The following is a 13,814-nucleotide window of genomic DNA, read 5'->3' as shown; positions in this document are numbered from 1 at the left end:
TGTTACAGAATAATGCCTGGCTGACTTAACCGACGTCTTCGGCTACACCTATAACGGTGATGGTGACAGTATTGGTTGTACTGGCGCTGGCACCATCCACATCGTACTGGTACGTCAGATCAACAGTTTCGCCCTCATCCAGGAAGTCGACACTGCCCTTGTCAAAAGACAGGATGCCGTTGCTGTCCACATTGGCATTAACGGCAGGGCCACCGACCTGTATCAGGTCACTCACGCTCAGAATGCCGCCGTCGGGATCGCTTGCGCCAGACAGTAGATCGAAGCGGAATGTGGCGCCACCCATTTGATCAAGCGTATAGCCCAGGAAGTCGTCACGGTGCTGCGCGCCCAACTGCGCCAAATCGAAGCCCCATGTGGCGGCCACAAACGTACCCGGGTCATTGACCACGGCAATGTCGTTGCTTGAGTTATAGGCGCCCCAGTTTGGAATCTCCATCAACATCGACGTTGTTGACCCAATGGCATTGAATGCCGACAACATCGTCCCGCCGTATGTGCCACCCGGATATGAGTTCAAAGTGTAACTGCCATCAGGCCCCACAGCGGAGTTCAAGTTGGAACTGATCGTTGGCATATTACTTTGATAGTTGGAAATACCCAGGTACTGACTGGCGAAGCTTGAAATATTGGGCTCGCTATAGACACTGTGCCCGCCCGCGTACAGAAGCTTGCCACCCTGTTGCAGGTAGCTGGTCAACGTACTCACATTCTGGCTGGTAAGGTTGGTGTACGCTCTGTCCCCGACAGACCAGATAACAAGATCATAATTATTCAAGTCTTGAGAGGGGTTGTTATTGACCCCGATCGTAGTCTGGTCGTAGTCATATCCATTAGCGTCGAGAGCAGAAAACCACAAAGACTTCCAGCTTCTGCCGTTGGAGTCATCGACGAAAAGAATGCTTGAAATCTCCCCGTCAATCTTTTTCTCACTCACTGTAACGCTCAGTGGTGCAATGGTAGGAGCCGACGGGTTTTCTGCCCCAGTAACCGTAATGCTCAGCGTTGCCGTATCTGAATTACCCAGGTTGTCGGTGACGGTATATTCAATCACCTCAGTATAAGTGTCACCTTCAGGCAGGGTAGTGAACTGACCCTGATCATCGTAAAAATAGCTGCCATCCCGATCCACTTTGAGAATGGCGCCAGACGCCAGCGTCAAAGTAATCGAGTTGCCCACAATGGCGCTGCCGTTAACATTGCTGACTTCGAATGTCGCTGCGGTGCCAAGGTCATCATTGCTCAGTACATTTCCGGAAACCGTCGCAGATTGGGCAACACCATAGGTGCCGATGGTGAACGCGTTCCAATTTTCATCGGCCTGGCTTTCCCAGGTCAGGGAGTCCAGTGCGTTGTTGATGGCCAGCACACCATGGAACTCTGTTTGACCGTATACTCCGGTGACAGTCGAGTCGGTGCTGATGCCGTAACGACCTGGCTCCGGGTTGGTTTTGACCCAGGCATCGGTCCATCCGAAATAACCAGAGTCTGAGCTGCTGTCGGCACTGGAGACTACTTCGAAGTCCTGGTCGAAGATATATCCATTTCTGTTCATGCTGACGATGGCAAAGAACAGGTTTTCAACCGGTTCGGAGAATGTCAGCGTGCGAGGAGAGTCCGCATGATTCAGTCGGATTATGTCGTTGTTGGTAGGTCCGTTAGCAACCTCAGCAGAAGTGTATACTCCGACGCCTTCGGTGCTGGTAATCACGCCCCCGTTCTTGGTGACATAATAGTCTTCACTGCCGGCATCGTTAAACTGGACACCTGGCACAGAACCCCAGGGCTCGGCAGCCTGACCTTGATACGTGACACCAATAGTCCGGTCACTTAGTGTGATGGTTCCCTGCACCAGATAAGTGGGGTTTCTACCACCGACCTGAGAGACAAGCGTCGCGCTGGTCCAGTCAACCCAGTAAACCGTGTTGTCAGTATTGGTTGTTGCTGCACTGGCAGTAAGCGCATTGCTGTCGTCTTCAGCGGTTGGGCCATCAGGGGTGCCGGTGATGTTGACGGTCACGGTGCTGGTTGTACCGTCAACACTGCTTACAGTAAAGATATCAGTGACCAGCTCGCCTTCTTCCAGGTCGTTTAGTGCACCATCGGAGGCAAAGCTCCAGTTACCATTGGCATCGATACTGAAACTGCCATAGGTGCCAGCAGTATTTGTTTGGGCATTGAAGAATGCCTCGCCATTATCGACATCAGTTATCGACAAGGTGCCAGACGCAGTGAGCTGAGAATCTGTCTCGGTCAGGTCGACCACTGCGTTACCCAGCTCGGCAACATCATTGGCGCCTTCAATTGTGATGCTCACGGTCTGGGTGTCCGTGCCACCCTTGCCATCGCTGACAGTCACTACAAATTCCTGCTCCGCCGTTTCACCCTCGGCAAGCGATTTGAGGCTCTCCTGTTCTTCTCCACTGAGCTCATAGGTCCAGGCGATGTTGCCACCAGTACCATTGCCGGTTGTATCAGTTGTCACTGACGCCGTCAGAGTACCGACCGTGCCGCTGTTGGCAGCAGTGGTGCCAACGCTGTGAACGTCAGTGAGGTCGACGTCTTCAAAATTAAGCGTGCCATTGGCCTTCAGCGTGCTGTTACCAACATGCTGATAGATACCAGTGGAGTTTTTGTAGCTCAATTCCAATGATGCTTCGCCACCACCCTCATAGAAATACAGTTCAAGCGGATAGATGCCGGGCTCAAGATACTTGGTGCCTTCGAAGGCTGTTTCCGCGAAGTAACCTGAATTGCTGATGATGTAGTCATTGTTAACTGACAAAAACACACCATCATCGTTGAACGTGCGGAAGGTGTATGTGTCGGCCTCTGTGATCAGGATCTGCGTCGTTAATCTGGCGAAGAAATTGTTGTTGATACCACCCGTTGTGCTTTCACCCGTGGCCTGCGCCGCTGGCCACGGGGTGCTGCCGGGTATCTCTCCGGCAAAACCACCTGGGTCATCCGTGTAGTCTACGACACTGGTGTATACAGTGTAGTCCGGTGAATTATTGGCTGCGTAGGTCTGCAGATTCGACAGTTTGTCGGAGTTGTAACCGACCCATTGCTCAACCTTGAATGGCGCCTGAATCGGGTTCATGGTAACCGTTGCACTGCTGTCGCCGCCGGTTATCTCCGGTGCGTCATTAACACCAGTGACAGTCACGGTGACGGTATTGGTAGCGCTGGCCCCGTGTTTGTCCGTGGCCTGAACCTGAAGATCAACAGTGGTGGTTTCACCCTGCGCAAGAGACTGGAAGTCACCGTCCGGGTTAAAGCTGAGTACCGAGCCATTAACTTCAGTACTGCCACCGGCAGGCGTATTGAGAACCACGTAGTCCAGCGTGCTGCCGTTGTCATCACTATCGATATCATTGCCGAGTGCGGCCAGGTCCAGCGTAACAGCAGAGCCATCTTCTGTAGCGGCGATAGCTGAGGCTGCCAGCGTAGGCGCATCATTCTCGCCCGTGACTGTTACAGTGACGGTGTTGCTTGTGCTGGCACCCCGGGAATCGGTTGCCTGTACCTGCAAATCGAAGCTGGTAGCCTGATCTTTGGCGAGATTCTGGAAGTCTGTACCGGGGTCAAAGCTCAGTACGCCGTTTGCGTCGATGGAAGCCGAGCCGCCGGGCGCTGTGCTGAGCAGGCTGTAGGTAAGGGAGCTGCCAGTGTCTTCGCTATCTACGTCATCACCCAGTGTGGTCAGGTCCAGCGAAGCGGTAATGCCATCTTCCTGCGCAGCAAGTGTAGCTGCCGCAAGCGTCGGCGCATCATTAGTGCCGGTGACGGTGATAGTGACATCGTTGCTGGCGCTGGCACCGTGGGCATCAGTAGCTGTTACACCAATGACAACCTGACGCGTTTCACCCTCGTTCAGATCCTGGAAGTCGCTGCCAGGTGCAAAGCTCAGGCTGGTACCAGTGATACTGGCGCTGCCTTCTGACGGAGCCCCGCTGATGCTGTAGCTGAGATTGCTGCCATCATTATCGCTGTCGACATCATCACCCAGCGCGGACAGATCAACGGCGATCGCGCTGCCGTCTTCGGTAGCTGTGCCGGTGCCGGCTGCCAGCGTCGGATCATCATTGGTGCCGGTCACATCAATCGTCAATGTTGCCGGCGCGGATACTGCGCCTTTATTGTCGGTGGCGGTATAGGTCAGCGAAATGGTGGTGAGTTCATCTTTGGCCAGGCCCTGGAAGTCGCTGCCCGGATCAAATGTGAACGTGCCATCCCCATTGTTGGTCAGCGATCCGGCAGATGGACCGCCGATAATGTTGTACTGCAAGGTGCTGCCGCTGTCGTCACTATCGACGTCGTCACCAACGAATGCGCCAGTGACCGTGTTACCGTCTTCAACGGCTGCCACTGAAACTGCCTCAACAGTTGGAGCATCGTTTTTGCCGGTGACGGTGATGGTGACATTGTTGACGGCGCTGGCGCCATGTGTGTCGGTTGCGGTTACTTCAACGATGACGTCGCGAGTCTCGCCTTCGGCCAGGTTCTGGAAATCATCATCAGGGGAAAATGTAAGGCTGGTGCCGCTGATGCTGGCGCTGCCTTCGGCTGGCTGGCCGGTAACCGAATAGGTCAGGCTGCTGCCGCTGTCGTCGCTGTCGACGTCATCGCCCAGCGGCGCAAGGTCGATACTTACGACGTTGCCGTCTTCATTGGCTGCACCCGCGCCGGCGCCGAGCGTCGGCGCATCATTGACGCCGGTCACGGTGATAGACAGTGATGCCGGATCAGAGACTGCGCCATGGCGGTCGGTTGCGGTATAACTCAGGGTGATGGTAGTAGGCTGACCCTGGGCAAGACTCTGGAAATCGCTGCCTGGGTTGAATGTAAAGGTGCCGTCGCCATTATTGGTCAGCGTGCCGGCATTTGGCCCGCCAACAATGGTGTATGTCAGGTCATTGATGTCATTGTCCGAATCGACGTCGTCGCCCTGGAAAGTGCCGGAAACAGCCGATCCGTCTTCAATTGCTGAGATAGCTACAGCTTCAACGGTTGGGGTGTCATTGACACCGGTCACTGTCACTGATGCCTGGGCCCAACTTAGCGTGCCATTGGACATGCGGATAGCGTAAATGAAACTATCGGTCAGCGTGTCGCCCAGTGCCAGTTCGGTCAGATCCGCGGAGGGCTGGCCAGTGATGCTGCCGGCATCGTAGGCGATTTTACCGTCAGTAGTAATCCAGATGTTGGCTCCAAACTGACTGGTGTTTTCAGTCAGCCCTGCGACGCCAGCGTCGTCTTGCGTCAACAGATCGCCGGCTTCATATCCTTCCATGGCGCCGCTGTCATTGACGCCGTCGTCAACTGACCAGAGCCACTTGGCATTGCCGGCCAGGTCATTGTTCATCACATCCAGATAATAAACTGAGTCCTGATAATCAATCCGTCCGGACCCGGTTCCGAACAAATCGTCCTTTGCCTGGGGCGTGTTTCTGAAGGATTGTTCGGTGCCCCCGCCTGTATTCTTGGAGTTGCCTTTGCTGCTGTTATCGCTGGTTTCGGCAGTCTGTTCAGCGTTGCCTTTGTTTTTACTCATTTTTTTCTCCTTGGCTGACGGGGAATTACACATTTTCAATCTTAGGCCGATATTACTGGGTTGACCATCAACCCAAAGGTTGAATCTCTGTAACAAAAAGTAGAGCTGTCAGTCTGTTAGCAAACATTCTGGTAAGATTGGGGCAGGCTTAAATAAGGTTCGAGACTGAAAATTGAAGATTCTGCTGATTGATGATCATGTGTCTTTTTGTGAGGGGCTGAAGTCTGCCATACTCGCTGCGAGCAATGAGTATCAGGTGGAATTTGATGCCAGCGCAGAATGGATACCTGACGCATTAATGGCCAGCAATGACTATGACTTGCTCATTATTGACCTGATGATGCCTGGCATGGGTGGCATTGAATTGCTGCGCTACCTTCAGCAAAGCCACAATTCTACGCCCGTCATGGTGTTGTCCTCGGTTGAGGATCCTGCAGTTATCCAGCATGTGATCGAGCTGGGCGCCATAGCCTACCTTCCCAAGTCCTATAGCGTTTATCAGATACTGGATGCCATAGAAGAGTGTCGACAGGGACAGATTCATCTCCCCAGGCACTTGATGGTCGACGCGATTGACACTGCTACTGACGCAGCTGCCGACTCGTTACTCATGGGCGGCCTGACACGACGGCAGCTGGAGATCGCCGGACTAATGGAGAAAGGTCTGAGCAACCAGGAGATTGCAGACCATCTATGTATCAGCAAAGCGACCGTTAAAACACATGTGAATCACATGTTCAAGAATTTTAATGTCAGTAACCGGATCAGCTGCCTGCGCGCGATCAAGGAGCGCCAGCGCGAGAATTCAGTATCAGGCTGATGCCCTCATATGCAGCTTGCGATGGATCAGCGAACGGAACTGCATGGGTGAAATTTTCGCGTCTATGACAAGGTGGCTGGCGGATCTCAACCGGCTGGCAGGAAGGGTTTCATCCGCTGCCGTGACAACTATCACTGATGTGTTTTCCAGCACGTTCATCCAGGCTTGACCGCTCAGGTACGCAACACTATCAATCACGCAGATACTGGCTCCTTTGGTAGCGCCATTTATCGTTGACAGGTCATTGTTGTCAGAAATGTGGGTCACGCTGGCGCCCCAGCTGGTCAGATACTGATGCAATGGTGCGAGGGCGCCTCGGTAATCGATCACCAGCACGGATATACCCTCGAGTGAGGTTATCAGCTGTTTGTGCGGGAGGTTTTCTTTTTTGTGTGCGGCCAATTCTGACTGGTGCTGATCTGAGGTCGCTGACTCCAGTGTCAAGGTAAAACGGGTGCCATACCCGACGGTGGATGCCACATCAATACTGATATCCAGCAGGTTCGCAAGTCGCTTCACTATCGACAGGCCCAGTCCTATGCCTTTGCCCGACTGCCCCTGGTAAAAGGCTGTAAAAATATGCGGTAGTCGGTCCTCAGGGATGCCAACCCCGGAATCTCTGACCGACAAAATAACCTTTGAGCCTCTCTGACGCGCGGACACGCGTATTTCCCCACGCTCAGAGTACTTCAGGGCGTTGTCCAGGAGGTTGCGCAAAATCTGACTCAGGCTGATGCGGTCAGTGAATACAACCGCTGCTGTATTTTCCATGATAAGCGACAGTTTCTTGCTTGCAGCTCTGGGGCTGAATTCTGACTTCAGTTCCATCAGTAATTGTTCCAGCCTGACAGCTTCGAGCACCGGGTTGCTTGCCTGGCGCTCGACACGGGAAAGCCTGATCATGTTGTCAATCAGCTCTGAGACGTTTTTCACGTTCTGATCGATAGCGTCGAGATCACGATCATGGTGATTGGGTTGTTTCAGTCGGAAGGCTTCGGTGTAATGACTGATCGCCTGGATTGGGCCACGCAGGTCATGGCCCACAGCAGAGACAAAATTGGACTTGGCATGTTCAAGATCATGAGACAGGCGCAAGCTTTCTACCGCCTTTTGTTGTGCCTTGATGCGAGAATGTTGTTCACTGCGCATGGTGTACGCGATCAGCGCTGACAAAACAATAGTGTCCAGCAGTGTGGCGAGCTGCGCCAGGTGGTAAGGTGCGATGCGCAGGTCCAGCGAGCTGTTCATCAGCATTGGCCAGGCAGCCATCGCCCAGGTGTGGATCGTCACTGCCGTAAACCAGAATCTCACCAGCAGGGACTGGCGCCAGTGTGTGGACAGTGTATAAATGTAAACCAGCTGACTGATCAACCAGACACCCGTCAGAATACTGAATGTGATACCAATACCATCAGTCGAATAACCGCCATCACGCGCCAGATACATGATAAGTGGCGTTACACAGATGTTGATTGCCAGCACGGCAATCCACATACGATACAGGCGGCTGTGGCGATCGCTTATATTGAGCAGGGACATACTGAAAATCGCCGCTGTGATTCCGATAAGCCCCTGGAACAGATACGCCAGCGGAAGAGATAGCGGGAATGGGTTTTGAAGGCCTACAATCAGTGACAGACCCGAGCCGATATAGATCATGCCCGCACTGGCAAAAATGAACAGGCAGAAATACAGGTGCATGTTGCGACGCAGTGCGATGTACAACAACAGATTGTACAGAATGAGCGCAATCACAAGACCGAAATAGGCACCATCCAAAAGTGTTTGCTGCAATCGCACTGCCCGGAATCCATCGTCATCCCAGAGAGTGAAGGTCGCGTATTTTGCCTCTGTGACTGTCATGGCAACGATATGCAGTCGATACGGGTGGTTCGGAACCAGATTGAGAGGCATCACGGCCTTGGTATCAAAAACGGGTCTGCCACCCTGGGGAGCCGAGAAGTCGTCCCAGTGGCTGATGGTTTCGCCAATGTGGTTGACGTAGACCCAGCCAACGCCATCCATACCGGTCATATCCAGCATGAACTGCTCGGCTTGAGTGCCCCGATAGATCAGGTCAACAACAATCCAGTTTAGTCGGCTGGGGGCATCCAGAAGCAGTTTGTCACTGGAGTTGAAGGACCAGTCCTGCGCTGCGACATTTGAGTCTGCAATTGATTGGAGAGCAATGTCCGAAGGGAATTGGCTCAACAGTTCTGCGAATGTGTCGGCTGGCGCTTGCAGCCACCGATCGAGAAATTCTTCTGACAGATGTGAGGTCAGCGCCTGCTGCCCAAGCAACAGGCGCTCTGTGTCACTTCTTACGGTTGTCTGAGCCTGAACGCCGGCGCAGACGAAGCAAAGAGACAGGACAAAGCCGGCTAACCAGACTGCGGGCTGCCTGCAGGGGCGCTTTGTAATTGGTTGATTCTGGTGCATCGAGGTCGTCGTTACTGAATGCTATGGCCATTGTTGGTTTAATTGTCGCCAGGCGGTACGACGATATCCGCGTGTTAACCAGAATCATACACCTATGGCGGCCCCGCTGGTAGGCAGGCAGTCAGGTTGTGGCGATGAGCTGATGTCAAGCGCCGGCACAATCTGTCCGCTGCCGATATCCCAGGCGTAAAGCGACATCCAGCCATTACGCACAAGCTGCTCAATGGCCGTGTGACGGCTTGCGATCTCCGCAATGATTGTCGCAGGGGCTGCGATGTAAACCGCCAGGCGAACCGGCTGATGACGCCATTTCTCACCGTCGTGCAGCGACTGCCTCGCCAGGCCAATACGCAGGTCACCGCCATTTCCCTCGAAGACACCAATATGTTCTCCGACCACATTGTGAAGCAGCTTGTTGCCGCTGCCATAAAGTCTGTTATCCACTGTGGAGGCGTAATACTGCAGATTGATCCAGTTAGTGACAATCATTGGCCCCGACATGATCAGCTCAAGCGTTTTGTACTCATCATCCTTGTGCCAGTCGTAGTCATGTAAGAATGTACGGCCCTGAAGGTTGAGGTGACGCGTTGCTGCTCGTGGTGCAACGATGAATGCGGCATTATTTGCCAAACCCCATTCAGGCTGGATCTCCGACCAGTTGCGACTGCGTCTGGTCAGTTCACTGGCCAGATTTTTTACATCTTTGATGCCCGGTAAGGTAGCAGCACGCTGATGTTGGGCACTGGCTGTCGCCTTCGTCAGAAGCGATGTGATATCGCTGTTTGTGTTGAGTGCATCGCCGTAACAGTGGATATTGTCAGTAGTGGTGTTATGCAGGCCAGCTACGAACCGCGTATCTGCGGGGATAAGCAGGCCTGTTGCGGCCAGCCCTCGTCTGATGGCCGGGTCATTCAGCAGCTGGGCCAGTACTTTTACATTGACCTCTCCAGTCTGTCCGCCACAGGCACCGCAATCCAGGCTGGCTGCCTGGGGATTGTTACTGGTTTCGCTGCCATGACCCAGAAGTAATACAACTGGCGCGAACTTTTCTGTCAGGCCCATGTGGCGCAGTACTGTCGCCGCCAGATCTGTGAGTTCCGCAATGCTAAGCTCTCGACCCTGCTTGCTGAGCACGAACGGCCGCATATCGCACATGTCATTGACAGGGTGCTTCGGTGAATCTGGCATCAGGCTGCTGCCCAGCAATGACAGCGATTTGACCGCGCCAAGCATTTCCACCATGCCAAAACTGGCGGACGGCGTAGCAAAGCTTTCTGCCTGCGCATGAGCGTGCCTGTTCTTAAGAGTCAGACGCCTGGATGGTCTGCCTGTCTGTACGGCTTCGATGGCGGGCGCCAGAAGTCCCGGTAATTGCGGGCGCTGGTAGCTGTGTCCTGATTGTCGATATGACAGTGGCAATCCGAAGAAGCCCGCGAAACCGAGTGTCTCGATGTCGGGGTGTTGTGCTTCAAGTGCCCGGCGCATGGGCTCGGATCGGACATCGATACAGAAAGCGGCCTGTAGCAGTGGACGGGATTCTCGCGGCACGACTGTGCTGTTGCTCAGCATGTTCTGCAGCGGCAATTGATAGGAAAGTTCAAGCGCACGTTGCCACACCCACAACATTGATTGCTGGTTTTGATGATGTGCTCTTATGGATGCCATTTGTGAAAACTGGTCAAAGAATCGCTGTTGTGTGCGATCACCGGTTGATGCCGCCTGTTGTTCGTTGTGTCGCCACAATGCCAGTTCCCAGGCCATACGGATTGCCAGTAGCTGAGCAACCCAGTCATTGTTGACGCTTTTGAATGCCTCCTGCCACTGTTGATACGCGCCCCATGATGCCCACCCGTGGATATCAAGCAGCAAGGCAAACGCGTAGTCTGCAAAATTCTCCGGGCAGCCCAGTGCCTCCATAAACTCATGACAAAGCAGGGCAGGATCGTCTGGCAGCTGTTCGAATTGACGGTGCAGACCATGCGCGGCCGTCAATACTTCGATGCCCACATCACCTCGGGTAATTTCAAGCCAGTTACGGTATAGCGCAACCGTCGAGTCCTGATGCTCAGTAAAATAATGTTGATACTGGAAATACAGGCCACAGAACTGACTGATCTGCTGCACGATTTCATCATGCCAGGAAATCTTTCTGCGTCTGTCTGGCAGGGCATCCAGTAGTTCACTGTAATTGTGCCAGTGCGGGAGCACTTGCTCTGGTTGCGACAGAAACTCGACAAGCTGCTCCTCGGACCACGGCTCATTTCTTTCCTCAATGGCGGCTTGAAGGTGCTCTGGTTTGATGACAGCCTGCCATTGCTGCCTGTAGTACTCCCGGCGCATCAGGCAGTTCACCTGGCCCAGCGCCTGAAGTTCGGCGGCAACATCTTCAATGGGCTGGTCGCGCAGCTCCCACCAGGGGTTGACTGCGATGGACTGATCCAGAGGCCAGACGGGTGCTATACGCTGGCAGGCAACTCGAACTGACTGTGGGTAGTCGGGCACAACAGTTTTCATACTGAACCTCCCAATTGGGTTTCTATGGCTGTGGCAGACCTCGATTGCAGGTGCTTGCGAAGGTTTGGTTTGTGTCTTAGCGGATAAAGCCACAGCGTGACGCGGCTGGCCCACTCATCCAGATAGAACCCGGCGTTCATGATCACAAACAGACGTCTGGCAAGTGGCTGATGTGAAGCGTAGTACACGAACAGGAACAGTCCGAACTGGCTGATGAACAGGGTACTGATCCAGAGATCTGCGGACACTGATGCCAGAGGGTATGGTGACTCGCCGTCTGGATAAGCAATGTGAGCCGCGATGGTTGTCAGGGCGATGTAAAGCAGCGGCGCGGCGGCGGCCAGCAGCAAGCCGCGCGCGGTACACCCAGCCCGCCCGTAACTGAAGTGCCATGCCAGCACAGTGGCACAGGCGATACCAATCAATATCCAGGGACTGATCAGCGACATCGGTGACAGCCATGGGCTGACGGCCAGCGCGGCCGCGACAGTGATGGCCATGGCCATCACCCAGTGCTGCAGACGCGGCAGTCTGTAACCCGCTGCCTGGCCGGACAGATAGCTGGCGACGGCGGTTCCCGAAGCCAGAAACGCGTGCGCTTTGTAGAAGGAGTGCGCGACCAGATGAAGCAGTGCCAGGTGATACAGACCCAACGCGCACTCAACCAGCATCAGTCCCATTTGCGCTACAGTGGACCAGGCCAATCTGACCTTGATACTGATTCGGGTCATCATAACCAGAGCAGCCAGCACACAACTGAGGCCAGCGACAATCAGCAGTAACCACCGCGCCGCATCGGCAAGACTGATCAGAGGCGCAAACAGCAGCAGCAGGAAACCACCCAGGTTGACGATGCCCGCATGCAGCAGGGCTGAGACAGGCGTTGGTGACTCGACGACCTGAATCAGCCAGCCATGCAGAGGCATCTGTGCGCATTTGATGAGCGCAACCAGCGCTAGCAATACCGCGACGCTCTGGTCCTGCAGTGTGAGCGTGTCCACGGTTTGGTAATGTAGGATTATCGACTGGATATTAAGCGTTTGATGCTGCAGCCAGAGCAGCAGAAATGCCACGATAAGCAGTGCCTCGGCCATCCGGGCAAACAGAAATTTTTTGTGTGCGGCCAGCACTGCTCGCGATCGATCAGGGTAGAACAGCAACAGCTGATGCAGGCTCAGGCTGACGCAGATCCAGCCCAGGGCAAACAGGATCAGGTTGTTGCTTGCTACTGTGACGACAACGGCTGCCATAGTCAGAACCATGGCCCGCATGAACCGGCGAGCCGAAGCTTCGCCCCGCATGTTGTCGTGAGCATAGCGGAGCACGACCAGTCCGAGCAGACCAATCAGCGCAAGAATGGTCGTTGATAGCGGAGAGATGTGAATCCAGTAGTTGCTGAACCAGGCGTCAGTCAACGCAGATTCGAATCCGGAAGTGGCGGTCCAGGATGGCCAGGGCATAGCTGAAGTCTCTCAGTTGTGAATGTGGCGCTATTCTGAGAGATAGAGTTCGTTTAGTAAAATAGATATAAAAGCACTTAATGTTCTGTATTTAAGAACAAAGATCAGGTGTAGCGCGCCAGCAGTGAACGCACGCGCGGGTGCACGAGCTGGCGCTGGATACTGACGGCATAAAAGTTTTCGAACACATTCGGCAGGGTCAGGTACTGACACAGCAGTCCGGATGCTAGCTCGTCCCTGACCACAACATGAGGAATGACTGCCAGAGCGCCGCTGTCGCGAGCGAGCAGTCGCAGCATGGGCATGTCATCGGCTTCGGCCTGAACCTCAGGTTCCAGTTGGTGTTGTGCGGCCAGTGCATCGAACGCAGTGCGGATGGTACTGGAGGTAGGCGGCAGTACCCATCGGCGTCCTATGTACTCAGGCCCAAGACGGTCTGGCAACTGCTGGTCGGGTGGTCCGATCACTGACACAGGCTGACTGTCCAGCAATTGGCAGTGCCAGATCTGCCGGCCGCTGCCCTGTACTTCGGCGTTGGTCAGTGCCAGGTCAATCTGGTGATTGGCCAGCGCGTTAAGCAGTCCGGTCTGACTCATTGAGGTCAGGCTGTAGCGATCATGCTCACTGTCGATCAAGGGGCCGATGAATGCCTCGATGAAGTTTCGCGACATGGTGGCCAGTGTACCGATTCGAACAATGGCATCTTCAGGCTGATGACCTTCCAGCAACAATTTTTCCAGCTCATTGCCACGCGTAAAAATTTCTTCGGCGATCCGCAGCGCCTGATGGCCACTTTCAGTCAATTGAAGTTGGCGACCTGTTCTGTCGAACAGCTGCACCTTAAGCGAATCTTCCAATTGGCGAATCTGTGAGGAAAGTGCAGACTGTGCGACATGCAACTGATCTGCTGTGCGGCTCAGGTTGCCGTTTTTTGCCACCTGCCAGAAATAATACAGGTGATGATAATTGAGTCTGCTCATTCGCTTGCAGCGCCTGTCACTGGAAT

Annotated in this window: 6 protein-coding genes; 1 reads left to right on the top strand and 5 read right to left on the bottom strand. The window is 54.2% G+C overall.

All coding sequences use genetic code 11. The features are described 5' to 3' along the window. Positions 1-25: 25 nt before the first annotated feature. Entirely contained in the window at positions 26-5,575 is a 5,550-nt protein-coding gene (locus QGM61_RS03060) for a VCBS domain-containing protein (protein ID WP_281131868.1), read from the bottom strand. Between the two features lie 172 nt (positions 5,576-5,747). Here QGM61_RS03060 and QGM61_RS03055 point away from each other — a divergent pair, with 172 nt between their 5' ends. Further along, a complete protein-coding gene (locus tag QGM61_RS03055) occupies positions 5,748-6,395 on the top strand; it encodes a response regulator transcription factor (protein WP_237132868.1) in 648 nt (215 codons plus the stop codon). Here the strand turns inward: QGM61_RS03055 and QGM61_RS03050 are convergent. From QGM61_RS03050 to QGM61_RS03035, 4 genes are all read right to left on the bottom strand, one after another. Then, entirely contained in the window at positions 6,387-8,834 is a 2,448-nt protein-coding gene (locus QGM61_RS03050) for a sensor histidine kinase (RefSeq protein ID WP_281131867.1), read from the bottom strand. The genes QGM61_RS03055 and QGM61_RS03050 overlap by 9 nt on opposite strands. A gap of 84 nt (positions 8,835-8,918) precedes the next feature. After that, positions 8,919-11,348 (bottom strand): YbcC family protein, encoded by a 2,430-nt coding sequence (locus QGM61_RS03045; protein WP_281131866.1) that lies wholly within the window; start codon positions 11,346-11,348, stop codon positions 8,919-8,921. Beyond that, a complete protein-coding gene (locus tag QGM61_RS03040) occupies positions 11,345-12,808 on the bottom strand; it encodes an NADH-quinone oxidoreductase subunit L (protein ID WP_281131865.1) in 1,464 nt (487 codons plus the stop codon). Before QGM61_RS03040 ends, QGM61_RS03045 begins: the two co-directional genes overlap by 4 nt. 104 nt (positions 12,809-12,912) lie before the next feature. Next, on the bottom strand, positions 12,913-13,788 hold the full coding sequence (locus tag QGM61_RS03035) for a LysR family transcriptional regulator (protein ID WP_237132872.1): 876 nt from the start codon (positions 13,786-13,788) through the stop codon (positions 12,913-12,915). Positions 13,789-13,814: the final 26 nt, after the last annotated feature.

This window comes from Pseudohongiella sp. SYSU M77423 (genome assembly GCF_029911965.1).
Lineage (GTDB): Bacteria > Pseudomonadota > Gammaproteobacteria > Pseudomonadales > Pseudohongiellaceae > Pseudohongiella.
The sequence above is the reverse complement of the archived record's forward strand: the minus strand, read 5'-3'. Positions and strand labels throughout refer to the sequence as shown.